This is a genomic window from Salinicola endophyticus, assembly GCF_003206575.1.
GTDB lineage: Bacteria > Pseudomonadota > Gammaproteobacteria > Pseudomonadales > Halomonadaceae > Salinicola > Salinicola endophyticus.
In genome coordinates, this window is sequence record NZ_PZJO01000001.1 from 94,010 (window position 1) to 117,715 (window position 23,706).

A 23,706-nucleotide genomic window follows, 5' to 3' on the forward strand; every position below is an offset into this window, starting at 1 on the left:
ATAACAAAAGCGCGAGCGTGGATTATGGCGGAAATACCTGTGGGAACGTGCCCTTCCAACTTCCCTGCTCAGAGAATGAATCCTGGAGAATTTCATGTCTGTGACAATCAGCTCGCTCATTGATCGCCCGGACTTTATCGATGCTTGCGCGGCCTGGACCTACGGCCAGTGGGGTGTCGGTTCGACGCGCACACTCGAAAGCACCTTGGCGCGCTTCAAGCGATCGGCCAGTGATCAGGCAATCCCGCTCACGTTCGTGGCACACATCGCTGACCGGCCAATCGGTATGGCGAGCCTGTTCGAAGACGACTGCGAGCTTCGACCTGACCTCAGGCCCTGGCTTGCCGCCGTCTTCGTTCATCCCGATCATCGCGGCAATGGCGTCGCCGGTCTCTTGATCCAGTCGGTGGAACACGCGGCACAGCAATTAGGCGAACACACGCTCTATTTGACGACGAAAGACAGCCACAATCTCTACACCAGACACGGATGGCAGCACACTGGCATCGTTCAGTATCCGGACGACGATCTTTACCTCATGCACAAGCCGCTGATCTGACCATCGGGGCGATCATGCTTCGCCCAATGCTGGGCCACAAGCGATGATCGAGGGAATCCCATCGGCACGTTATCCGAGTCACAGGCCGAATTCGCCGTCGCCGAACAGGACGCAGCTATCGAGCCAAAAGCTCTTGCCGGACGATCTCTGCACCAGCGCTCAACGCCTTCAGCTTGCCCTGCGCCACCTCACGGGACAACGGCGTCATGCCGCAGTTGGTGCAGGGGTAGAGGTTGTCGGCATCGACGAACTGCAATGCCTTGCGCAGCGTCTCGGCGACCTCTTCCGGTGTCTCGATGGTATTGGTGGCCACGTCGATGGCCCCGACCATCACCTTCTTGCCGCGGATCAGTTCGATCAGCTCCATCGGCACATGGGAGTTCTGACACTCCAGCGAGACGATATCGATGTTCGACGCCTGCAGCTTGGGGAAGATCTCTTCGTACTGGCGCCACTCCGACCCCAGGGTCTTCTTCCAGTCGGTGTTAGCCTTGATGCCGTAGCCGTAGCAGATATGCACCGCGGTCTCGCACTCGACCCCTTCGATGGCTTTTTCCAGGGCGGCGATACCCCAGTCGTTCACCTCGTCGAAGAAGACGTTGAAGGCGGGCTCGTCGAACTGAATGATGTCCACACCCGCAGCGGCCAGGTCGCGGGCTTCCTGGTTGAGGATCTTGGCGAACTCCCAGGCCAACTTCTCACGGCTCTTGTAGTGGCCGTCGAAGAGCGTGTCGACCATGGTCATGGGGCCCGGTAGCGCCCACTTGATCGGCTGGTCGGTCTGCTGGCGCAGGAACTTGGCATCCTCCACGAAGACCGGCTTCTCCCGCGCTACGGGGCCGACCACCGAGGGCACGCTGGCATCGTAGCGGTCGCGGATCTTGACGATCTCGCGCTGCTCGAAATCGACGCCGCTCAAGTGCTCGATGAAGGTGGTGACGAAGTGCTGACGGGTCTGCTCGCCATCACTGACGATATCGATCCCAGCCTGCTGCTGATCGTGGAGCGACACCCGTAGTGCATCCTGCTTGCCTTGGGCCAGCTCATCGCCCTGCAGTTTCCAGGGAGACCATAGCGTCTCGGGCTCGGCCAGCCAGGCGGGCTTGGGCAGGCTACCGGCCGTCGACGTGGGCAACAAAGTCTTCATGCAAAAGTGACCTTCATAACGGATTGATCAAAGAATGTCGTTGGAACGGGCTGATCCAAAAGCGTCGTTGGAACGGATCGATCAAAGGGAATAGTTGGCCGACCACTGCTCGAGCACATGGCGGTAGGGCCTGATGAAGTGCCGCTCGGTGAACTTGCCCTGCTCGACGGCCAGCTGGCTGCGCTCTTCGCGGTCGTAGACGATGCGCGTCAGCGAGTAATCTTCATGCTTCAGGCTGGGCTGGTAGATCTTGCCCGCCACCGAGTTGGCGTTGTAGATCTCGGGGCGATAGATCTTCTGGAACGTCTCCATGGTGCTGATGGCGCTGATCAGTTCGAGATCGCTGTAGTCGGAGAGCAGATCGCCGGAGAAGTAGAACGCCAGCGGCGCGACGCCCTGGGGCGGCATGAAGTAGCGCACCTGCAGGCCCATCTTGCCGAAGTAGAAATCCGTCAGCGATGACTCGTCGTTTTCATACTCCACGCCCAGCACCGGGTGGCGATTGTCGGTCTGGCGATAGACCTTGCTGCTGGAGACGCTGAGGCAGATCACCGGCGCCTTGCCGAAGGAGGCCCGGTAGGCGTCGGACTCGACGAAGCGCTTGAACAGCTTGCCGTGCAGATCGCCAAAGCCCTCGGGGATGCCGAATTCGGCGCGGTCCCGGTTGTGCTCCGACAGCCACACGCTGAAATCGTAGTCGCGCACGTAGGAGGAGAAGTTGTTCCCCACCATGCCCGGAATGCGCTTGCCGGTGTGCTTGTCGATGATCGTCGTCTTCAGCATCTCGATCGCGGGGAAGGTGTCATCCTCGTCCTCGGCACCCACGCTCAGCTCACCGGTGATGATGTCGAGCTCGACGGCATAGCGATCCGCCCTGGGGTTATCCCAATGCGCCAGGGCATTGAAGCGGTTGTCGATCATCGTCAGGGCATTGCGCAAGTTCTCCTCGCGACGCTCCCCTCTTGCCAGGTTGGCGAAGTTGGTCGTGGTGCGCGTATTCTCGGCCGGGCGATAGTTTTCGTCGAACCGAACGCTCTTGATATCGAATGTGAAGTCGTGATTCATCGCGAACAAGCACCCTGTTTGTCGAGAGAGGCGCCGGGCCGTCGGCAGGCCCAGCGTCCGTCAATGCCATATTGGTCAGTACGTGTTTGCCAACGTGTTGACCAGTACCGTATCTGACGTATCGATCGACAGGCGCCAGGGCGGCTGTCGTCGAAGCGGATGCGCTATTTATGCCAGAGCGGCTGGATGCATGAAAAGCGATAAGATTTCAGCCCAAGATGAATCACACTCATGATGCACCAAAACCCTTGCCGGGCGGCCAAGGGAGGTAGGGGTAAGCGCTGGGGGCGGCCAGGGCTTGACGCGGTGGGAATGGGGGCCGTGCAGAAAAGCGACGGTGCCAGCGAACGCCGGTGCGGGCTTGCGGCGATGAGGGATTACGCCGGTGCGGGCTTGCGGCGGTGAAGCATTCCGGGGCCCCTCTCGCCAGTACCTATCCACATCAGCGCCTATCCACATCAGTGCCCATCAAAAAGGGCGTGCCTTGGCACGCCCTGGGTGACAGCTGGCTGACGCGATCAACTCGCCATGTCGAGCACCACCCGCCCTTCGATCTGACCGGCGATCATGCGGTCGAAGACGGCGTTGATGTTCTCCAGCTTGTCGGCATGCACGGTGGCCTTCACCTTGCCCTCGCCGGCGAAGTCCAGCGCTTCCTGCAGATCGAGCCGAGTGCCCACGATCGAGCCGCGTACCGTGGTGCCGTTGAGCACCATATCGAAGATCGACAGCGGGAAGTCCCCCGGGGGCAGGCCGTTGAGCGCCACCGTGCCACCACGGCGGACCATGCCCAGCGCCTGCTCGAAGGCCTTGGGCGAGACCGCGGTGACCAGCGCACCGTGGGCGCCCCCGATCGCCTGCTTGAGATAGGTGGCTGGGTCATGCTGCTTGGCGTTGACGGTGACCGTGGCGCCGAGGCGCTCGGCCAGGGCCAGCTTGGTATCGTCGATATCCACCGCGGCCACATTGAGCCCCATCGCCTTGGCGTACTGCACCGCCATATGGCCAAGACCGCCGATACCCGAGATCGCCACCCACTGCCCCGGGCGGGTATCGGTCATCTTGAGCCCCTTGTAGACCGTCACGCCGGCGCACAGCACCGGGGCGATCTCGAGGAAATCGACGTTGTCGGGAATGCGGCCGACATAATCGGCCTGGGCCAGGGTGTAACCGGCGAAACCGCCATTGACCGAGTAGCCGGTATTCTGCTGCGACTCGCACAGCGTCTCCCAGCCGCCCAGGCAGTGCTCGCAGTGGCCGCAGGCGGAGTAGAGCCAGGGAATACCGACCCGGTCCCCCTCCTTGACGTGCTTGACCCCAGCGCCCACCGCCACCACATGGCCGACGCCTTCGTGTCCGGGAATGAACGGCGGTTCAGGCTTCACCGGCCAGTCGCCGTGGGCGGCGTGCAGATCGGTATGGCAGACACCGGAGGCGGCGATCTTGACCAGCAGTTCACCGGGGCCCGGACGCGGCACCGGTGCTTCTTCGATGACCAGGGGTTCGCCGAAGGCGCGAACCACCGCGGCCTGCATCGTGGAATCCATACATGCTCCTTTGCTTTTCTTATTGAAGAGCGGCGCCGGCTAGAACCCGGCGCCGCGCCAGAGGTGAGCGGATCGCGGCAGGCGGCCTAGAAGAAGCCCATCGGATTGATGTCGTAGCTCACCAACAGGTTCTTGGTCTGTTGGTAGTGCTCCAGCGCCATCTTGTGGGTCTCGCGGCCGATACCGGACTTCTTGTAGCCACCGAAGGCGGCATGCGCCGGATACTGGTGGTAGCAGTTGGTCCACACGCGCCCGGCCTGAATGCCACGCCCCATGCGGAAGGCCACGTTCATGTCGCGGGTCCACACCCCGGCGCCGAGACCGAACTCGGTGTCGTTGGCGATCGCCAGCGCCTCGGCCTCGTCCTTGAAGGTGGTCACGCCGACCACCGGGCCGAAGATCTCCTCCTGGAAGACGCGCATCTTGTTGTTGCCCTTGAGCAGGGTCGGCTGGATGTAGAACCCCTTGCCGAAGTCCCCCTCCAGGCTCTCCTTGCCACCGCCGGTGAGGAACTCGGCGCCATCCTCGCGGGCCACATCCATGTAGGAGAGGATCTTGTCGTACTGCTCCTCGCTGGCCTGGGCGCCCACCTGGACGTCGGTATCCAGCGGATTGCCGCGCTTGATCGCCTTGGTGCGCTCGATCACCTTGGCCATGAAGGCGTCGTACATCGACTCCTGGATCAGCGCCCGCGAGGGGCAGGTGCAGACTTCGCCCTGGTTGAGGAAAGCCAGCACCAGGCCCTCGACCGCCTTGTCGATGAATTCCGGCTCGGCGTTCATGATGTCGGCGAAGTAGACGTTGGGCGACTTGCCGCCGAGTTCGACGGTGGAGGGGATGATGTTCTCGGCGGCGCACTTGAGGATGTGCGAGCCGACCGGGGTCGAGCCGGTGAAGGCGATCTTGGCGATGCGCTTGCTGGTCGCCAGCGCCTGGCCGACCTCCTCGCCGTAACCGTTGACGATGTTGACCACCCCGGGCGGCAGCAGGTCACCGATCAGCTCCATCACCTTGAGGATCGAGGCCGGGGTCTGCTCGGCGGGCTTGAGCACCACGCAGTTGCCCGCCGCCAGCGCCGGCGCGAGCTTCCAGGTGGCCATCAGGATGGGGAAGTTCCAGGGGATGATCTGCCCTACCACACCCAGCGGCTCGTGGAAGTGATAGGCCACGGTGTTGGCGTCGATATCGGCGGCGGTGCCCTCCTGGGCGCGGATGCAGCCGGCGAAGTAGCGGAAGTGATCCACCGCCAGCGGCAGGTCGGCGTTGAGCGTCTCGCGCACCGCCTTGCCGTTGTCCCAGGTCTCGGCGACGGCGAGCATTTCCAGATTCTGCTCGATACGGTCGGCGATCTTGAGCAGCAGGTTGCTGCGCTCGGCGGCGGAGGTCTTGCCCCAGTCCGGGGCGGCGGCGTGGGCGGCATCCAGCGCCTTCTCGATGTCTTCCGCTGTGGAGCGAGGGATCTCGCAGAACACCTTGCCGTTGACGGGGCTGACATTGTCGAAGTATTGGCCCTTCACCGGTGCGACGAACTCGCCGCCGATGTAGTTGCCGTAGCGTTTGTCGAAGCTGACGAGGGCGCCGTCGCTTCCGGGGTTGGCGTAAATCATGGCTGTGCTCCTGACGTTATCGTTATGCATCACACAGATCGATTCTTGGTCACGAAGCCCGGCTGCGACATACTCCCCAAGCAGGAAATCGTCTCCTCCCTTGGGAGGAGACGCCACCCCGGAGCCGACACCATGTACACCTTGCTGGTCGCCGACGATCACCCGATGTTCCGTGAGGCCATGGTCGGCGCGATCGCCGCCGCCCTCCCCGACAGCCGCGTACTCGAGGCCGCGAGCCTCGCCGAGGCGATCATTCAGGCCGAAGCGCAGGAGGAGCTCGACCTGCTGCTGCTCGACCTGGCACTGCCCGACAGCGAGGGCCTGGCCGGCCTGCGCCGGCTGCGCGAGACGCTGCCCTGGCTGCCGGTGGCGATCCTCTCCGCCGAGCAGAGCCGCGATATCGTGCTCGAAGCCCTGGGCCTGGGCGCGGTGGGCTATCTGCCCAAGTCGACACCGCGCGACGACCTGCTGGCGGCGCTGCGCCAGATTCTCGAAGGCCAGGTCTACCTGCCGGCGGATATCCTTCGCCGCCCCACCGCCCGCCACGCCGCCACGGGCGCCTTGGCCTCTTCGGCCGCATCCACGACCTCCCCATCGGCATACACGACCTCGCCTACACACACGGCGACCCACGGCGATGCCCTCGCGGACGGTATCTCGCAGCTCACCGCCAAGCAGTTGCAGGTGCTGGCGTGTCTCAGCCGTGGGGAGTCCAACAAGGCGATCGCCCGCGACCTGGCGATCGCCGAGACCACGGTCAAGAGCCATGTCTCGGCGATCCTGCGTAAGCTGGGCGTGAACAGTCGGGTGCAGGCGATTCTCACCGCCCAGACGCTGGATCTCGACGACCCTCGGTTTCCGCCACGCTAATTGGAAAGGCTAAGAAGCGACACCAGCAGCATCTTCAAGCGCAGCGGCTTGACCGGCTTCAACAGATAGGCGTAACCGCGCTCGCGAATCCGCGCCTTGAGCACCGCATCATGGTTGGCAGTGACCATCAGCACCGGCAGGTCGGGATGCTCGCGCCGGAGCTGCTCGGCGACCACCAGCCCATCGTCGTCCGCCGCCTCGAGGTGGTAATCGATCACCAGCACGTCGGCGCTGGGCAGATCAGCGGCGGCCTCGCGTAGTGCCGCCAGCGACAGCCCGCCCGCGACCCGGCAGCCCCAACCGGTGAGCAGCGCGCGCATGCCATCGAGCACCGCCGGGTCGTCGTCGATGATCCACACCTTCGCCCCCGCGAGCTGGTCGTTGCCCGGCATGACCTCCGCCGGCGCCATGGGCAGCGGTGCACGGCGCCCGTAGGGCACACGGACCGAGAAGGCCGAGCCCTGCCCCGGCCGCGAGTGCAGCGTGATCGGGTGGCCCAGCATTGCGGCGATGCGATCGACGATCGCCAGGCCCAGCCCCAGGCCACGCTGCTCGCGGTCGTAACCGGCCGCCGCACGCCGGAACTCGAGGAAGATCGCCTCGCGCTGATCGGCGGCGATCCCTGGCCCGGTATCGCCGACCACGATCTCCAGCCCGTCGTGGCGCCGCCGGCAGCCCAGCAGCACATGCCCGGTGGAGGTATAGCGAATGGCATTGGTGAGAAAGTTGCGCACCACCCGCGCCAGCAGTTGCAGGTCGGAGTCGACCACCGCCGTGCTGCGCACATAGTGCAGGGTCAGCCCCTGGGCGTGGGCCACCTGCTGGTACTCCTCGGCCAGGGTATCGAGCAGCTCATCGGCGCCGAAGGCGGCAATATCCGGCTTGAGCACACCGGCATCGAGCCGCGAGATATCCACCAGCGTGCCCAGCAGCGCCTCGACATCCTTGAGCGAGCGGCCGATCTGGCCGACAAGCGGCTTGGACGCCGCCGGCACCTCATGCTCATCGAGCGCGCTGGTGAACAGCCGCGCCGCATTCAGCGGCTGCAGCAAGTCGTGGCTGACCGCCGCCAGAAAGCGGGTCTTCGACAGGTTGGCCGCCTCGGCCTCGCGCTTGGCCTCGCGCAGGCGCTCCTCGGCGGCCACGCGGGTGGCGATCTCGTCGCGCAGCTGGTCGTTGACCTGACCCAGCTCGTCGAGGGTGCGGTGCAGCGCCTCGGTGCGCTCGCGTACCTGCTCGGCCAGCAGCACGGCGTGTTCGAAGGCGGCATAGGGCGCCCCGCCGGCGACCCCGCTCGACTCCACGCGCTCGATGAGCGCCGCGCAGGTGCGGCGCAGCCGAGCGTTCTCCTCGACGAGGGTGCGCTCCCGCTCGCTCGCCGGTTCCGCCGTCTCGGCCGTCGGGGCATCCAGTAGCCACCCCGGTGAGGGTCCGGTTGATGTGCCTCCCATGGTGCTGCTCTCCCTAGTCTGCTCAACGGAAGTGTCGGCTGTGCTCGATCAGGGCGCGTAGCTTGGGCGTGACCGAGCGACGGCTGGGATAGTAGAGAAAGAAGCCGGAGAAAGGCGGCAGCCACTCATCGAGCAGCGAGACCAGCTCGCCACGGTCGAGATAGGGCTTGAAGGTCTCTTCCATGCCGAAGGTGATGCCGCCCCCCGCCAGCGCGGTGCGCAGCATCAGCTGCATGTCGTTGGTGGTGATCTGCGGTTCGACCGCGACGTCGAACGCCTGCCCGTCGCGTTCGAACTCCCAGCGATACGCTGCGGTCTCCGGCAGTGGCCGCCAGCCGATGCAGCGATGGCGGGTCAGCTCCCGCGGGTGTTGCGGCGTGCCGTGGCGGGCCAGATAGCCAGGTGTGGCCACCGCCACCTGGCGCTGATCACCGGTCAGCGCCACCGCGACCATATCCTTTTCGATCACTTCCCCCAGCCGCACGCCCGCATCGAAGCCGGCAGCGACGATATCGAACTCTTCGTCGCTTACCGTCACGTCCAGGGTGATGTCCGGATAGGCCTCGGCGAAGCGGGCGATCAGCGGGCCGGAGAGAAAGCGCTCGGCGATCGAGGTCGCGGTGATACGCAGCTGGCCGCGGGGCGACGCTTCCCGGTCGCGTGCCGATTCGATGGCCGCGCCGAGCTCGTCGAACGGCGCCGAGATCGCTGCCAGGAACTGCTCGCCCTCCTGGGTCAGGCGCACGCTGCGCGTGGTGCGCTGGAACAGCGGCCGGCCCAGGTGGCGTTCGAGCCGCTGCACACCTTGGCTCACCGCCGAGCGGGTCACCCCCAGACGGTCGGCGGCGGCACGGAAGTTACCCGTCTGGGCGACGGTGACGAAAAGCGTCAAGAGATTGAGGTCCATGTCTATTGATAAATCATGCTAACCACCAGGTCCAGTCCGGAGCCAGTTCTCTTGGACGATGCCGCCGCTTACCGTAGGCAGCATGCAGAAGCACTGGGCTTCTTCGCCATCCCCGGAGCACACATCATGCAAACCCTCGACAAGGTCGTCCTCATCACCGGCGCGAGTGGCGGTATCGGCGAGAGTATCGCCCGCGAGCTGGCCGCCACCGGCGCCAAGGTCATGCTCGGCGCGCGCCGTCTCGACGCGCTGGAACGTATCGCCACCGAGATCCGTGCCGACGGTGGCAGCGTCGAGATTCACGCCCTGGACGTCACCGACCGCGACGCCATGGCCGCCTTCGCCCAGGCCGCGCTGACGCGCTGGGGGCGTATCGACGTGCTGGTGAACAATGCCGGCATCATGCCGCTTTCCCCGCTCGCCGCCTGCAAGCTGGACGAGTGGGAGCGCATGGTCGACGTCAACATCAAGGGCGTGCTGTGGGGCATCGGCGCGGTACTGCCGACCATGGAGCGCCAGCAGGCTGGGCAGATCATCAATATCGCCTCCATCGGCGCCCTGCAGGTGGTGCCCACCTCGGCGGTCTACTCCGCCACCAAGTTCGCGGTGCGCGCGATTTCCGACGGGCTGCGCCAGGAGAGCCCCCACCTGCGGGTGACCTGCGTCAACCCTGGCGTGGTCGAGAGCGATCTGGCCTCGACCATCACCCACGAAGACACCGCTGATCTCATTGCCCACTATCGTGAAGTCGCACTCAAGCCTGTCGATATCGCACGCGCAGTGCGCCAGGTGATCGAGGCCCCGGAGAGCGTCGATACCACGGAGATCACCATCCGCCCGACCGCCTCGGCCAACTGAGCCCATCCCGGAGCGCACCCGCCGTGACGCGCTGGGAACCCGGCGAGAATGACGCCATATCGATTCGGCGAGTGGGCGCTCACGCTCGCTCGCCGGTCCCGCCGTCTCGGCCCTCGGGGCGTCCGATCGCCACCCCGGTGAAGGTCTGGTTGATGTGCATCCCATGGTGTTGCTCCCCATAGGTGTTGAAGCCGACCGTTCGATGACGCCGCAATAACCCTTCCGCCGCCGTGACCGTCTCCAGCGCCTCGATCTCCAGCCGGCGCAGGAAGCAGTCGCAGCCGATCACCAGTGCCGGCGACCCCAGCCGCGCTTCCAGCCCGGCAAACACCGACTCGAGATCGTCGAGTATCGGTGCTGGGGTCATCGCGGTGAGCACGATGCCGTTCTCCACTGCGCAGTAGAAGGTCAGGCTGCCATCGGGATTGACGCGCTGGATCGAACGCACGTAGTGCGCCTCGCCGATGCGCACCGCCAGCGGATGGCGGGCGAAGTCGGTCTCGTCGAGCGCGTCGACAGGGCGCCCCACCAGCCGCGCATACTCCTCGGCGGCGGGGGCGGCATTGAGTTCGAACACGGTGCGCCGCTGGCGATCGGCGGCAGTGACCACCAGCTTTTCACGTCGTGGCCGCAGATGGTGGGTGCTGAACACCTCGAACGGCAGCGGCGTATTGACCATCACCACCACCGCCGCCTGATCGTGAAAGCGCCCCTGATGGAAGACATGGGTATGCGCCAGGCGGTTATCGTCACCGGCGGAGCCGCCGAAGCTGGGGATGCTGCCCAGCGCCGCATCCAGCGTGGCCAGCACCTGCTCCTCGCTGCTCGACAAGCCATCGAGCAGGGTCAGCGCGAAGCTGTGGCCAGCCACCGGCGCCACCGCCTGATGGCGGCACTCGTTGAGCAAGGTATCGGTGAGGCGCTGGGCGCGGATTAAGTCGAAGTGCGCCAGATCGTCGATCAGTGCGGTCGACACGGCAAAATGCGCCCGGGGGAAACCGATCGCCACGATGCCGCCGCGGGCGTAACCGTTCGGCGTGATCTCCCCGGCGGTGGTGCAGCCGCTGACCGGAACGCCCTCGAAAGCGGCGGTCAGCGCCTCGCCGAGGGCCGCCAGCGGGTACTCGGCGCTACAGAAGAACAGCACCGCCCCCAGCCGCGGCCCGGCCAGTGGCTCAGCCAACGCCAACGCCAGTTCACGCGCGGCGCGCGCCGGGTCCGTTTCATGGCTACAGGCGGTGGGCAGCACCGCGGCGGGCGAGGAGTCGCCTACCGGATGGGCCACCGAGGGCGGCGTCGGCGCATCGAGCATGACGGCGAACCTGCGCAGGGAGTGTTTCGGCAGTGTAGGCCGCACCAGCGAGGGCCCACAATGGGGCTACACCACTCCCTCGAAAGCCCTTGCGCTCGGCAAAGTGCCGGAATGCCCTTCAGCCCACGAACGGCGGAGAGCCTTCTTGCCAAGGAGGCTATCATCGATTAACGTAACGACGTTACATCGAATATTGGAATGCCACATGACGTCCTGCAACCATGAGCATGAATCGCCCACTTCCCCCACGCTGCCCTCCGCCGATCAGCTGACGCGCAGTGCGGCGCTCTTCAAGGCGCTGGGAGATCCCGCCAGGCTGGATCTGCTCTATCGCTTGAAGGATGGCGAGCGGTGTGTCGGCGAGCTGGTTGGCGAAGATGCCAAGCTCTCGACGGTTTCCGCCCGGTTGCAGACACTGCTGAACGCTCAACTGGTCAAGCGGCGCCGAGATGCTCGGCACCTCTACTACAGCCTGGCCGACCAGCATGTCGTTCAACTGATGGACAACGCGCTCGCGCATGCCGACGAGGACGCCCAGTCGTCATAGACACGGGGATGCCTCGCCCAGGCCGATACGCCACCCACTGCCCTTCTCATACAAGCGTTCTCACGCAGAAACAGGAGTCGACAATGAGCTGCAACACGCACGACAACCACCCCCACGAGCACGGCCCGAACTGCGGTCACACCCAGATCGAGCACAACGGCCATGTGGACTATCTCCACGATGGTCATCTGCACCATCCGCACGGTGATCATGTCGACGAGCACGTGATCGAAGTCTCCGATCAGAACCCGGATGCCTGCACTCCGAATCATCAGTGCGGCGACCATGCTGCCGATCACGTGCACGGCCCGGACTGCGGCCATGAAGCCGTGCCGCATGGCGACCATGTCGACTATCTGGTCAATGGCCACCTGCACCATCCGCATGGCGACCACTGCGACGACCACGGCCCGGTCAGCGTCGTTCGCTGATCTCGCCCGGCATCGCTCGTAATGCAAAACGGCCAGGCATCCATATGCCTGGCCGTTTTCGTTGCTAAGCCTTGCCCCTGCCCTAAGCGGCGCCGCTCAGTGGTGATCCACGCGTCTTCGCATGGCCCTGGCGGACCCTACACGACGACCATCACCACCAGCACCACCGTCAGCAACAACAGGTACACCCTGGCATGAACGCGATCGGGAATGCGTCCGATCCACAACGATGCCAGGCGGATGCCGAGCCATGACCCCACCGCCAGCGCCAACAAGGCACGAAGATCCACATACCCCGCATACCAGGTGCCCAGGGCGGTATCGCCAGCCGACAGCAACACGTAAGTCGCGGTGCCACTCACCGCCATCGGCAACGACAAGGGATTGGCCATCGCCGTGGCCGCCGTCATGCTGGCCCCTCTGCGGCGCATCAGCGGTACGGTCATCACGCTGCCGCCAACCCCCAGAAAGGCCGCAAAGATACCGATGAACAAGCCTGTCACCGCCGTCACCAGGCGGCCCATAGGGCGGACCTCCTCACTCGCCTGATGCAGGAAACCCGGCCGCAGGATGGCATCCGCAATAGTGAGCCCCAGATAACCGATGAATACCCAGCGCACCCAGCCCCCACTCAACGACACCGCCGCGGCCGCGCCAAGCACGGCGCCGATGGCGATATAACCGACCAACGGACGCACCAGGTGCCATTGCACGGTCCGTCGCCGATGGTGACGCCATGCCGACAGGGAGGCAGCGAAGATCATCAGTGCAGTCGAGGTAGCTACCGCGATATGCATGGCCGCCAGACCCATCGTGCTGTCCGGCCCATGGACGGCGATCAGCAAGATATACATCAAGGGAACCACGACAAAACCACCGCCAAAACCGAACAACACGGTGGTGATGCCGGCCAACCCGCCGCAGAGAAGCAATACGCTATACACCGGAACTCTCCTGATGGAACGCAACGACAGGAACGATATTCCGATGAGGAGTAGCCGACGTTCGCCAGTTGGCCAATAATCGTTTTATTTCGGCCACTCTGAGGGCAAATGCTCAATATCCCCCTAGCGGACGTGGATCATGTGGCCCGACCCGTCGTGGCCATCGGCACCGACTACAGCCCCGGCGCCCTACTCGACTTTCATACCCATCGCCGAGCCCAATTTCTCTACGGCATGACGGGCTTGATGGAGGTCGACACCGATGAAGGCACCTGGGTGGTGCCACCTTATAGCGGTGTCTGGTTGCCGGCGGGCAAGCGCCACCGGGTGCGGATGAACGGCGTCAGTACTCGCAGCCTGTATATCGAACCGATTGCGGCGCCACGCCCCTCCTCCGGTTGCGAAGTGCTGATGGTGTCGCCGCTGCTTCATCACCTGCTGCTGGCCTCCGCCAACATGCCCGCGCTTTATGACGAGAGCGGTCGCGATGGTGCCCTCGCCCAACTCCTGCTGCACGAGCTGCAACGGGCGCCGGCGCTGCCGCTGTTTGCGCCTCTGCCCCGGGACCCTCATCTGGCCCGCCTGTGCAGAGATTTTCTTGGCCAGCCGCATATCCATAGCCTGCCCGAGGATTGGGCCCGACAACTTCATTGCAGCCAACGCACCTTCAATCGCCTGTTCCGTCAGCAGACCGGTCTGTCGTTCGGCGGATGGCGCCAGCAAGCCTGCCTGATGGCCGCCGTTCCCAGGCTACTAGCCGGTAGCTCCGTTACCCGAACCGCGCTGGAATTCGGCTACGACAGCCCGGGCGCCTTCTCCAGCATGTTTCGCAAGGTGCTCGGTCAATCCCCGACTGCCTTCGTTCGAGCAGCTACTCGGCATGAGGAGGAGATGCCCGGCCTGTAATGCCCCCACCCTAGTTTCCGCACACCCTACGCGACTCATGCGGGGTCCACTCGGCCCCTGCATCGGGGCAAGACTCACCCCGCCAGATGGCGCGCGAAGAAGTCGAGCAGTTGGGTGTGGTGGGTATTTTCCGCGTCACTACTCAGGACATGGTCCTCCCCCTCGTAGTAATACACCTCTGGCGTGCGGCCATGGGCCTGCAAGCGGGCTTCTAGCCGGCGAGTCATCGCCACCGACCAGACTCGATCCGCCGTGCCGTGGCTGAGGAGCAGCGGCCCGGAATAGCGTTCGATATCGATGGGCTGGGTGGGCAGCAACGCCTCGGACGATCCGCGCCAGTTCCAGGCGCGGTTGGCGCCATCCCACGCCTGCCAGCCGGGGTCACCCACATCGCGGAAGGTGCGCCCATCGAACGCGCCGCAGATACAGTCCGGCGGGCTGTGCGCGGCCACGGCATCGGCGATGCCAGGTACGCCGTCTCGAGCCATCAACGACGTCAGCAGCAGGGCATGTTCCGCCCCGCGAGAAACACCGTAGAGCCCGACCCGGCCGGAGGAAACATCGAAGCCACGCAAGGCCTCCAGTGCCGCGACGCTGCGATCCAACGATACCTCATGAATGCTACCGGCGTTCCACACGTTGCCACCCTGGGAGTAACCGAAGGGAAAGGCCAGGAAGCCGTGCGCGGCCAGGAGCACCGCATTGCGGTGGCTCCAGCCCGACCAGGCGCCCTCCGAGCCATGCAGGATCATCACGGTAGGAAAAGGGCCGTCACCCGGCGGGCCATAGGTCGTGCCCCACTCGGGGAGCAAACGGCGGACGATCTTGAGTGGCACGACTACGCTCCCGTGTGGCTTCCAAGTCTGAAGAACTTACCCGAGTCGACACATGCTAACCATGATGGATCAAGGCCGGGCTGCTGAGCAGTGGTCTTGCCCAGAGTCATCAACATGCTTAGTCGAGATAGGGCTTCAGCACCTCTTCGATCCAACTCATGAATGCGCGGACACGGCGGGACAGATTTCGTCGATGGGCCACGACTAGGGAAACATCCAGTGGTTCGGGGCGAAAATCCGGTAGAACCTCTACCAGCGCTCCACTCTCCAGGTGGCGGCCTATTCCCGTGAGCGCTGCCTGGATCAGGCCGATGCCGGCCAGGCCGGCGGCTTCGTAGGCCTGGACGCTGTTCACTTGCAGAGCGCCGGGCAGCGGCAGCGTGGCGTAGTCGTCGCCATCCGGATATTCCCAGCCATAGGGCCGGGCGCCAAGCGCACGGCTGTAATGGATCGTGCGGTGGCCTTGGCGGTGCATATCCTCCAACGCCCTGGGTGTGCCGTGCCGCGCGAGATAGACCGGGCTGGCGGCATTCACCATACGTAGCCGGCCCAGTGGGCGGGCGATCAGCGTTTCGTCACCGACCGGCCCCAGCCGCAGAACGCAGTCGAAGCCCTCCTCGACCAGATCCACCTGCCGATCTGTGCTCGATACCTGCAACTCCAGATCGGGATAGGCTGCCATGAAATCCGGCAGCGCCGGTACGAGTGTCGTGCGCGCCAGTTCGGTCGGTAGATCGACCCGGAGGCGCCCCCGTAGCGCAACGCTCTCCTTGGCAAACATCGACTGTAGCTCGTCGAAATCGGTCAGCAGTTCCCGCGCGCGCTCCTGAAAGCGCCGTCCATCCTCAGTCAATTGGACGCTGCGCGTCGTCCGATGCAACAGCCTGGTACCCAGGCCCTCCTCCAGTTGTCGCACGACGGTCGAGGCGCGGCCCTTCTGGATACCCATGCTTTCCGCCGCGCGGCTGAAGCTGCGCATCTCGGCGACCCGAATGAAGATGTGGAGATGTTCGAGGTTGTGCATCCACAAACCCTTATCTGTTCTCTCTCGAGAGAACAATGCGTTCTATTTGGCATACTCAATGAAAACAGAATCGCAGGATACAGTGCGTCTGGAAAGCCACTCCATATGGGAAACATCATGGCGAAACGCGCAAAACCAGGCCTCCTGTCCTGGATCGGACGTTCAGCAAGTGCCCTGGTCATCGCGGCGCTGCTCATGGATGCAGCGGTGCAGTTATTCGTCCCGGGCCTGGCCTCGGGCATGCTGCGGGAAGTGGGATTCGCACCGGCCATTGCCCCGGTACTGGGCACAATCATGGCCATCTGCGCCCTCCTCTATGCCATTCCGGCCACCGCCTTTCTCGGCGCGATCCTCGTCACGGGATTTCTCGGCGGAGCGATCTGCGCGCATGTGAGGCTCGGCGAGATCGGATCGTCGCCGGAACTCCTCTCGCTGCTGCTCGGCCTGCTGGCCTGGGGCGGCCTGTACCTGCGCGACCGGCGCTTTCGCTCCCTGCTGCCGATCCACCAGTAAGCCAACCGGGCGGGCATCCAATGGCTGCGCGCCAACTCGACCCAAACCAACCTCGAACATCAGGACACCGACATGACCCAGAAAGCCATCACCACCGCCGTCGTCTACCACTCGGGCTATGGCCACACCCAGCGCGTCGCCGAGGCGGTCGCGGACGGGGCATCGGGAACGCTCATCGCCATCGACGCCGAAGGCAACATCCCAGAGAGCGCGTGGCAAACGCTCCACGCCGCGGATGCCATCGTCTTCGGCTCGCCAACCTACATGGGCGGCCCGAGCTGGCAGTTCAAGAAGTTCGCCGACGACAGCTCGAAGCCCTGGTTCGGCGAGCAGTGGAAAGACAAGATCTTCGGCGGCTTCACCAACAGCGCCACGCTCAACGGCGACAAGCTCAACACGCTGCAATACTTCGTCCTGCTCGCCGGGCAGCATGGCGGTATCTGGGTGAGCCTCGCGATCAAGCCATCGAACGTGAAGGCCTCGAAGCGCGACGATCCCAACCGGATCGGCTCCTATATCGGCGCCATGGCGCAGTCGGACGCCGACGCCGCCCCCGAGGAGATGTCGCTGGGAGATCTCGAAACCGCCCGGCGTTATGGCGCGCGCATCGCAGAAGTCGCCAGCCGTTTCGCCGCGACGCGCACTGTCTGACCCGCGTCACTGCAAAGCACACTAGGCGCCATCCCGAGCCAGCCTGTCTCGGGATCGCCCACTTTGCGGAAGGCGCGTCCATCGAACGCGCCGCAGATACAATCCGGCGGGTTGTGCGCGGCCACGGCATCGGCGATGCCCGGTACGCCGTCTCGCGCCATCAACGACGTCAGCAGCAAGGCGTGTTCCGCCCCACGGGAAACGCCGTAGAGCCCAACGCGGCCGGAAGAAACGGCGAAGCCCCGCAAGGCCTCCAGCGCGGCGGCGCTCCGGTCCAACGACACCTCATGAATGTTACCGGCGTTCCAAACGTTGCCGCCTTGGTAGTAACCGAAGGGAAAGGCCAGGAAGCCGTGCGCGGCGAGGAGCACCGCATTGCGATGGCTCCAGCCCGACCAGGCGCCCTCCGAGCCATGCAGGATCATCACGGTAGGAAAAGGCCCCTCACCCGGCGGACCATAGGTCGTGCCCCACTCGGGGAGCAAACGGCAGACGATATTGAGTGGCGCAGCTACGCTCCCGCGTGGCTTCTAGGTCTGAAGAACTTACCTGAGCCAAGGCATGGTAACCACGGTGGACGAAGACCGGTCTACTGGGCAGTAATCTTGAACATAGCCAAGCCGTCATGGTCGCGGTTAGTGCAAGCCTAAACCGGCCGCTTTGTCGAACAGGTGAAACAGGACAATGTCGAGGGTGGCTGGCAGATCAAGATCAGCGAGGGGAATCTGGAAGCCGAACAGGTGGTGGTGACCATGGCCCACTGGATCGGCGAACTGCTGGAGAGGCTGGGCATGAAGTTGCCGCTGTTCGCGCAACGCGTCTGCCACCTTCACTAATCCGTTGAAAACGAGGCCAAGCTCAACTACTGGGTGATGGACGCCGAGAAGGGATTCCTGCTCGACCCCGTGCGCGCCGAGATTAGCCTGAACATCGACGAACTGCTCGCCCAGATTATGGATGGCGAGGAACCCGTGGTAGATATGACAAAGTTCCGCGTCGATTGCTTCTGAATGATAGCATCATGAAAGCGGGCGCTATTGAGACTCCGACATCGAAAGACAGTTTAAACAACATTCCTATACCAATAGTCAAGCAAAAAACATCCAACATTAGCGCGGAGGGTTTTCAGAAACCAGAGGAGCATTACAAACAATGCTTTTTGATCAGCCACTAGCAAAACTTGATACACCCCCTCTAAGCTCTATAGCCACCCATGATGGCGGAATTTTCTATTTCGTTCTTGAAAGAACTAATGAGATCAACAACAAGACCTTCAACCTCAAGGTAATCTTCATATTCGATTTTGCAAAACTCTCCATGAGCGATACTATTCCTAACCCCGACTAACGCACCATCAATCTTTAACTCCTTGCTCTTCCAATCATCCCGATAGTTTATCCCAACAAGCTGACAGACTTTAAAAAACTCCACGGAACTCAAATTACCGTGCACATCAAGAACTCCTTGCCAAGGTATATTGACCCTTTTATTTGAACACTGACGAAAGTGCTCTGCCATTCTAACCCATTGTGACACCCCCTTGTCGCTCAACCCACTTGAGAAAGTCTGCCTATAAACTAGCGCTTGGAAATTTGCTCCTAGCTCGGAAAGAGGAAGCCTTTTACATTGCACGTAGCACAAGTACATTTCCGAGCATTTTTTTATAAACCCCTCCCAGTGCGCATATAAAATCAACATTGAAGCTCTTAAGATCGGGCCAGATCTTCCCCCTCCTCCTTCTACTGCTTTTCTTACTGATATGATCTCTTTTTTCCTCCATGCTATTTCAGCATTCAAAACCTCATTCAATTGAAAAGAAGACATTATTTTCATTATTCAAAAAGCTCTCTGCCAACTTCCACAGTAACAGGAATTCTGCTAGAAGCCCTTACGCCTGATGAGGCTGCTCTCTTGAATTTTTCATTCACCCATAACTTCTCGTGGACCTCCTTGATTTTAACATCACTTGGCATTCTCCCATACCTAAGATAGTAATTCCCAAGACCAAGTGCCATGCACTCAAATACAGAAATCAAAGGAGCACCGAGGCTTCTTTCTTTCGAAGGATCAAACTTTTTAAAAGCTTCTTCCCCAAGCACTCTGCTGAGAGCAGAAAAAGTTTCGACGAAAGCCAACTCTATCCTACTTCTATCCAGATCATCATCCTCCGCCATATTCACTACAACGTCCGTCAGATACACTCCGAGCTCAGATATCTTTTTTAAATTCTCAATCTTCTCCTCAGCTAAAGCCAAGAATCTTATCAAAAGCTCAGAGTCATATTGCTCTTGCCTTTGCCGCTCACTTAACGGAAGGCAATCCTGAAATTCTTGCCTCCCGGCCATATCAGAAACCCACTCAAAAAAATCAGGATTGATCATTATAAGGATGCAATTTCTTACTTCTTGATCTGTCGCGAGAGAGCCACCTGTATTAAGCCTCTGAAAAAGCTCATATTTCGATGCTGGATCACTGGCCTTAAGAACAATCTTAAGATCCAATTTAGACCTCTTTATTTTTAGCTGCGCGGGTTTGGGAAGTTGAAATGCACCATCAGCCAGATTACTATCCCAACACATATTATCTAACAAAGGGAGATACTTGGTTCCTTCAAGAACTAGTGGCTCTCTAATCTCTCCTTTTGGGGTCTTTAAAATCCCCATAAACTCTAGGATAGTTGAAAACCTTTGAAGTCCATCAACAACCTCCCAAGTCCCATCCTCCTTTTCAGCCACAAAAATCGAAGGAATGGGAATACCTAACAGCAATGACTCTATAAATCTTGATTTTTGATGATTACTCCACCTAAAAAAACGCTGAAACTCGGGGTGAACATTGATTTCATTATCACGATATAGATTGACAAGCTCTCCGATTGACATGGGATAAGAGTCAGTAGCTATTTCTTTACTCTTTTCATCAATCTGCTGTACAAGCCCGCTCATTTTTTCCACCTATTAGATATCTGGACAACTGAAAAATACCATTTCACCCACAACAAAGCAAAAGCCCGCCAGATGGCGGGCTCTCCTATAATCATTAATCATGGAAGGCATCTGATACCTAGCGCCACTCACTCCCACTCGATCGTCGCCGGCGGCTTGCTGCTGACGTCGTAGGTCACGCGGGAAACGCCGCTGATCTCGTTGATGATGCGGTTAGAGACCTTTTCGAGCAACTCGTACGGCAGGTGGGCCCAGCGGGCGGTCATGAAGTCGATGGTTTCGACGGCGCGCAGAGCGATGACCCATTCGTAGCGGCGGCCGTCGCCGACCACGCCGACCGATTTCACCGGCAGGAAGACGGCAAAGGCCTGGCTGGTCTTGTGGTACCAGTCGGCGTTGTGCAGCTCTTCGATGAAGATGGCATCGGCTTCACGCAGGATGTCGGCGTACTCTTTTTTGACTTCGCCGAGAATACGCACGCCCAGGCCCGGCCCCGGGAAGGGGTGACGGTAGACCATGTCGTAGGGCAGGCCGAGTTCCAGGCCGAGCTTGCGCACTTCGTCCTTGAACAGTTCACGCAGCGGTTCGACCAGTTTGAGCTTCATGGTCTCGGGCAGGCCGCCGACGTTGTGGTGCGACTTGATCACGTGGGCCTTGCCGGTCTTGCTGGCGGCGGATTCGATCACGTCCGGGTAGATGGTGCCCTGGGCGAGGAAGTCGACACCGTCGATCTTGGCCGCTTCGCGGTCGAACACGTCGATGAAGGTGTTGCCGATGATCTTACGCTTGGCTTCGGGGTCGTTTTCACCGCCGAGCTTGGTCAGGAACTCGTCTTCGGCGTCGACCCGGATCACCTTGACCCCCATGTGCTGGGAGAAGGTCTCCATCACCTGGTCACCTTCTTGCTTGCGCAGCAGGCCGTTGTCGACGAACACACAGGTGAGCTGATCGCCGATCGCCTTGTGCAGGAGTGCGGCGACCACGGAGGAGTCGACCCCGCCGGAGAGGCCGAGCAGTACGTGGCGGTCGCCGACCTGGGCGCGGACGCGCTCGGTCAGATCTTCGATGATCTGGGCCGGGGTCCACAGCCGCTCGGCCTGGCAGATCTCGAGCACGAAGCGTTCGAGGATGCGCTGGCCCTGCAGGGTGTGGGTCACTTCCGGGTGGAACTGTACGCCGTAGAAGCGCTTTTCCGCCCAGCTCATGGCGGCGATCGGGCAGCTCTGCGTCGAGGCGGTGACGGTGAACTCAGCCGGGGCGCGGGCGACCTTGTCGCCGTGGCTCATCCAGACGTCGAGCAGTGCGCCGCCATCGTGGCCGACGTGATCCTTGATGCCACCGAGCAGGTCGTCTTCGCTGGAGACGTTGATCTGGGCGTAGCCGAACTCACGCTTGTCGGAGCCTTCGGTGGCGCCGCCGAGCTGTTCCGCCATGGTCTGCATGCCGTAGCAGATGCCGAACACCGGCAGGCCCAGTTCGAACACGCACTCGGGGGCACGCGGGGAGCCCAGCTCGGAGACCGACTCCGGCCCGCCGGAGAGGATGATGCCGTTGGGGTTGTATTCGCGGATCTCTTCTTCGGTGATATCGAAGGCGCGGATCTCCGAGTAGACACCGATTTCGCGCACGCGGCGAGCGATCAGCTGGGTGTACTGGGAGCCGAAGTCGAGAATCAGGATCTTGTGCGAATGGATGTCGGTCATCGAATGAGCCCTGGGTGTGAGTCTTAAACGAGCAGCGGCGCTGTTAGGCGCCGCTGACAAAGCCGGAAATGGCGGGAAACTGTGTCGATGGCCGAGTCCCTGGTGGGGGCACTCGGCCATGACGTGAAACCTTTCGAGCGATGCTCAAAGGGTTCCAGAATCACTAACGATCAGGCGCCGCGGTAGTTCGGCGCTTCCTTGGTGATCTGCACGTCGTGCACATGGGACTCGACCACGCCGGCGCCGGTGATCTTGACGAACTCCGGCAGCGTGCGCATCTCGTCGATGTTGTGACAGCCGGTGTAGCCCATGGAGGCGCGCAGGCCGCCCATCATCTGGTGCACGATGGCGCTCATCTGGCCCTTGTAGGCGACTCGGCCTTCGATCCCTTCCGGCACCAGCTTCTCGACGCCCTCTTCCTTGCTCTGGAAGTAGCGGTCGGAGGAGCCCTGGCTCTGGGACATGGCGCCCATCGAGCCCATGCCGCGGTAGGCCTTGTAGGTACGGCCCTGGAACAGTTCGACCTCGCCCGGGGACTCTTCGGTACCGGCGAGCATGCTGCCCAGCATCACCGTGCTGGCACCGGCGACGATCGCCTTGGCGATATCACCGGAGTAGCGGATGCCGCCATCGGCGATCAGCGGGATGTCGTAGGGGGCAAGCGCCTCGGCGACGTTGGACACCGCGGTGATCTGCAGGACGCCGACACCGGTAACCACGCGGGTGGTGCAGATGGAGCCGGGGCCGATGCCCACCTTGACCGCATCCGCGCCGGCTTCGGCCAGCGCCACGGCGGCGTCACCGGTGGCGATGTTGCCGCCGATCACCTGCAGCTCCGGGTAGTGCTCCTTGACCCAGCGCACGCGGTCGATCACGCCCTTGGAGTGGCCATGGGCAGTGTCGACCACCAGCGCGTCGACGCCGGCTTCGACCAGCGCCGCGACCCGCTCCGGGGTCTCCGGGCCGGTGCCCACGGCGGCACCCACCAGCAGGCGGCCATCGGAGTCCTTGGCGGCGTTGGGATAGGTGCGCGCCTTTTCGATATCACGCACGGTGACCAGGCCGCGCAGGTGGAAGTCCTTGTCGACGACCAGGATCTTCTCGATGCGGTTTTCCTGCAGCTTCGACTTGATGGTGTCGAGATCGGTGCCTTCGAGCACGGTGACCAGCTTGTCCCGCGGGGTCATGATCGCTTCGACGGTGTCGCTGTGGTCAGGCTGGAAGCGCATGTCACGCCCGGTGACGATGCCCACCAGAGTCTCGCCCTCGACCACCGGGAAACCGGAGTAGCCGTACTCTTCGGCCATCGAGAGCAGGTCCTGAAGCTTGGCGTTCGGGCCCACGGTGACCGGGTCCTTGACGATGACGCTCTCGTGCTTCTTGACCTTGCGCACTTCCGACGCCTGCTGAGCGATGGTCATGTTCTTGTGGATGATGCCGATGCCACCTTCCTGGGCCATGGCGATGGCCAGGCGCGCTTCGGTGACGGTGTCCATGGCGGAAGAGAGCAGCGGGATGTTGAGGGTCAGCTTGCGGGTCAGGCGGGATCTGAGGTCGACGTCTCTGGGCAGGACATCCGAGTAGCGGGGTACGAGTAATACGTCATCGAACGTAAGAGCTTCTTGCGCCATACGTAGCATAGTCGGAAACCCAATTTGGCAGGTGGTGGGGGCCGGTGGCAACGCCCGTCCGGCGCCGGGCCTGGGGACTGACGACTCGGCGGGTGCTGCGAAAAGTTAATCGCGCATTATAGTCATTTGGTCGATGACGCTCAATCCCGATAGAGAAGTCACACGCGGCCGAAGTGGCCCGACGGGTCGCGCTGCCGCCCGTGGCGGCCTTCGTGTTACGCTGCCGGGCCACCCCCGAGCGCTGGAAACCCG

General features: G+C 62.4%; 25 protein-coding genes. 10 read left to right on the plus strand and 15 right to left on the minus strand.

Annotation, left to right across the window (positions count from 1 at the left end; translation table 11 throughout):
- Positions 1-94 precede the first annotated feature (94 nt).
- Positions 95-559: a GNAT family N-acetyltransferase gene (locus tag DOM66_RS00445; RefSeq protein ID WP_110688942.1), complete on the plus strand. Its 465-nt coding sequence runs from the start codon at positions 95-97 to the stop codon at positions 557-559.
- 115 nt (positions 560-674) lie between these two features.
- On the opposite strand, the gene DOM66_RS00450 is transcribed toward DOM66_RS00445, so the two are convergent.
- From DOM66_RS00450 to exaC, 4 genes are all read right to left on the minus strand, one after another.
- Entirely contained in the window at positions 675-1,706 is a 1,032-nt protein-coding gene (locus DOM66_RS00450; protein ID WP_110688943.1) for a methionine synthase, read from the minus strand.
- 81 nt (positions 1,707-1,787) lie between these two features.
- The gene (locus DOM66_RS00455) at positions 1,788-2,771 is read right to left on the minus strand and encodes a DUF1852 domain-containing protein (protein ID WP_110688944.1); all 984 of its coding nucleotides are present in this window, start codon (positions 2,769-2,771) and stop codon (positions 1,788-1,790) included.
- 518 nt (positions 2,772-3,289) lie between these two features.
- Positions 3,290-4,318 (minus strand): alcohol dehydrogenase AdhP, encoded by a 1,029-nt coding sequence (gene adhP / locus DOM66_RS00460; RefSeq protein ID WP_110688945.1) that lies wholly within the window; start codon positions 4,316-4,318, stop codon positions 3,290-3,292.
- A gap of 86 nt (positions 4,319-4,404) precedes the next feature.
- The gene (gene exaC / locus DOM66_RS00465; RefSeq protein WP_110675055.1) at positions 4,405-5,925 is read right to left on the minus strand and encodes an acetaldehyde dehydrogenase ExaC; all 1,521 of its coding nucleotides are present in this window, start codon (positions 5,923-5,925) and stop codon (positions 4,405-4,407) included.
- Between the two features lie 132 nt (positions 5,926-6,057).
- On the opposite strand from exaC, the gene DOM66_RS00470 reads away from it, so the two are divergent.
- The gene (locus DOM66_RS00470) at positions 6,058-6,795 is read left to right on the plus strand and encodes a response regulator (RefSeq protein WP_110688946.1); all 738 of its coding nucleotides are present in this window, start codon (positions 6,058-6,060) and stop codon (positions 6,793-6,795) included.
- Here DOM66_RS00470 and DOM66_RS00475 read toward each other — a convergent pair.
- Together DOM66_RS00475 and DOM66_RS00480 are read right to left on the minus strand one after the other, a co-directional pair.
- Positions 6,792-8,246, minus strand: coding sequence for a hybrid sensor histidine kinase/response regulator (locus DOM66_RS00475; protein WP_110688947.1), 1,455 nt, complete (start codon positions 8,244-8,246; stop codon positions 6,792-6,794). The two genes, DOM66_RS00470 and DOM66_RS00475, sit on opposite strands and share 4 nt — an antisense overlap.
- A gap of 22 nt (positions 8,247-8,268) precedes the next feature.
- Positions 8,269-9,153, minus strand: a complete 885-nt coding sequence (locus tag DOM66_RS00480) for a LysR family transcriptional regulator (RefSeq protein ID WP_223161852.1) — start codon at positions 9,151-9,153, stop codon at positions 8,269-8,271.
- Positions 9,154-9,279: 126 nt separating this feature from the next.
- Between DOM66_RS00480 and DOM66_RS00485 the strand changes: the two genes are divergently transcribed.
- Positions 9,280-10,011: an SDR family oxidoreductase gene (locus tag DOM66_RS00485; protein ID WP_110688949.1), complete on the plus strand. Its 732-nt coding sequence runs from the start codon at positions 9,280-9,282 to the stop codon at positions 10,009-10,011.
- A gap of 79 nt (positions 10,012-10,090) precedes the next feature.
- Here the strand turns inward: DOM66_RS00485 and nosP are convergent, their stop codons facing one another.
- Complete coding sequence (gene nosP, locus DOM66_RS00490) at positions 10,091-11,323, minus strand: nitric oxide-sensing protein NosP (RefSeq protein ID WP_110688950.1); 1,233 nt, start codon at positions 11,321-11,323, stop codon at positions 10,091-10,093.
- A gap of 205 nt (positions 11,324-11,528) precedes the next feature.
- On the opposite strand from nosP, the gene DOM66_RS19775 reads away from it, so the two are divergent.
- Together DOM66_RS19775 and DOM66_RS19780 are read left to right on the plus strand one after the other, a co-directional pair.
- The gene (locus tag DOM66_RS19775) at positions 11,529-11,870 is read left to right on the plus strand and encodes an ArsR/SmtB family transcription factor (protein ID WP_223161854.1); all 342 of its coding nucleotides are present in this window, start codon (positions 11,529-11,531) and stop codon (positions 11,868-11,870) included.
- Positions 11,871-11,953: 83 nt separating this feature from the next.
- A complete protein-coding gene (locus DOM66_RS19780; RefSeq protein ID WP_198651757.1) occupies positions 11,954-12,301 on the plus strand; it encodes a hypothetical protein in 348 nt (115 codons plus the stop codon).
- A gap of 137 nt (positions 12,302-12,438) precedes the next feature.
- Here the strand turns inward: DOM66_RS19780 and DOM66_RS00500 are convergent, their stop codons facing one another.
- Positions 12,439-13,245 (minus strand): sulfite exporter TauE/SafE family protein, encoded by an 807-nt coding sequence (locus tag DOM66_RS00500; RefSeq protein ID WP_110688951.1) that lies wholly within the window; start codon positions 13,243-13,245, stop codon positions 12,439-12,441.
- A 108-nt stretch (positions 13,246-13,353) separates the two neighbouring features.
- Here DOM66_RS00500 and DOM66_RS00505 point away from each other — a divergent pair, with 108 nt between their 5' ends.
- Entirely contained in the window at positions 13,354-14,151 is a 798-nt protein-coding gene (locus tag DOM66_RS00505) for an AraC family transcriptional regulator (RefSeq protein WP_110688952.1), read from the plus strand.
- 74 nt (positions 14,152-14,225) lie between these two features.
- Here DOM66_RS00505 and DOM66_RS00510 read toward each other — a convergent pair whose 3' ends face one another.
- Both DOM66_RS00510 and DOM66_RS00515 read right to left on the minus strand, forming a co-directional pair.
- The gene (locus DOM66_RS00510) at positions 14,226-14,987 is read right to left on the minus strand and encodes an alpha/beta hydrolase family protein (protein ID WP_110688953.1); all 762 of its coding nucleotides are present in this window, start codon (positions 14,985-14,987) and stop codon (positions 14,226-14,228) included.
- A gap of 118 nt (positions 14,988-15,105) precedes the next feature.
- Entirely contained in the window at positions 15,106-16,011 is a 906-nt protein-coding gene (locus tag DOM66_RS00515) for a LysR family transcriptional regulator (protein ID WP_110688954.1), read from the minus strand.
- A 117-nt stretch (positions 16,012-16,128) separates the two neighbouring features.
- Between DOM66_RS00515 and DOM66_RS00520 the strand changes: the two genes are divergently transcribed.
- Both DOM66_RS00520 and DOM66_RS00525 read left to right on the plus strand, forming a co-directional pair.
- Positions 16,129-16,524 (plus strand): DoxX family protein, encoded by a 396-nt coding sequence (locus tag DOM66_RS00520; RefSeq protein ID WP_110689151.1) that lies wholly within the window; start codon positions 16,129-16,131, stop codon positions 16,522-16,524.
- 72 nt (positions 16,525-16,596) lie between these two features.
- Positions 16,597-17,175, plus strand: a complete 579-nt coding sequence (locus tag DOM66_RS00525; RefSeq protein WP_110688955.1) for a flavodoxin family protein — start codon at positions 16,597-16,599, stop codon at positions 17,173-17,175.
- Here the strand turns inward: DOM66_RS00525 and DOM66_RS00530 are convergent.
- Positions 17,118-17,603, minus strand: a complete 486-nt coding sequence (locus tag DOM66_RS00530; protein WP_223161856.1) for an alpha/beta hydrolase family protein — start codon at positions 17,601-17,603, stop codon at positions 17,118-17,120. The two genes, DOM66_RS00525 and DOM66_RS00530, sit on opposite strands and share 58 nt — an antisense overlap.
- 243 nt (positions 17,604-17,846) lie before the next feature.
- On the opposite strand from DOM66_RS00530, the gene DOM66_RS19395 reads away from it, so the two are divergent.
- Together DOM66_RS19395 and DOM66_RS19400 are read left to right on the plus strand one after the other, a co-directional pair.
- Positions 17,847-18,011: a hypothetical protein gene (locus DOM66_RS19395; RefSeq protein WP_157958952.1), complete on the plus strand. Its 165-nt coding sequence runs from the start codon at positions 17,847-17,849 to the stop codon at positions 18,009-18,011.
- Between the two features lie 36 nt (positions 18,012-18,047).
- Positions 18,048-18,185, plus strand: coding sequence for a hypothetical protein (locus tag DOM66_RS19400; RefSeq protein ID WP_157958953.1), 138 nt, complete (start codon positions 18,048-18,050; stop codon positions 18,183-18,185).
- Between the two features lie 184 nt (positions 18,186-18,369).
- Here DOM66_RS19400 and DOM66_RS19405 read toward each other — a convergent pair whose 3' ends face one another.
- The 4 genes from DOM66_RS19405 to guaB form a co-directional block, all read right to left on the minus strand.
- Positions 18,370-18,999: an MAE_28990/MAE_18760 family HEPN-like nuclease gene (locus DOM66_RS19405; RefSeq protein ID WP_157958954.1), complete on the minus strand. Its 630-nt coding sequence runs from the start codon at positions 18,997-18,999 to the stop codon at positions 18,370-18,372.
- A gap of 8 nt (positions 19,000-19,007) precedes the next feature.
- Complete coding sequence (locus DOM66_RS00535; protein ID WP_223161858.1) at positions 19,008-20,120, minus strand: DUF262 domain-containing protein; 1,113 nt, start codon at positions 20,118-20,120, stop codon at positions 19,008-19,010.
- A gap of 128 nt (positions 20,121-20,248) precedes the next feature.
- Positions 20,249-21,823: a glutamine-hydrolyzing GMP synthase gene (gene guaA, locus DOM66_RS00540; protein WP_110675066.1), complete on the minus strand. Its 1,575-nt coding sequence runs from the start codon at positions 21,821-21,823 to the stop codon at positions 20,249-20,251.
- Between the two features lie 170 nt (positions 21,824-21,993).
- Positions 21,994-23,463 (minus strand): IMP dehydrogenase, encoded by a 1,470-nt coding sequence (guaB, locus tag DOM66_RS00545; RefSeq protein WP_110688957.1) that lies wholly within the window; start codon positions 23,461-23,463, stop codon positions 21,994-21,996.
- Between the last annotated feature and the right edge of the window lie 243 nt (positions 23,464-23,706).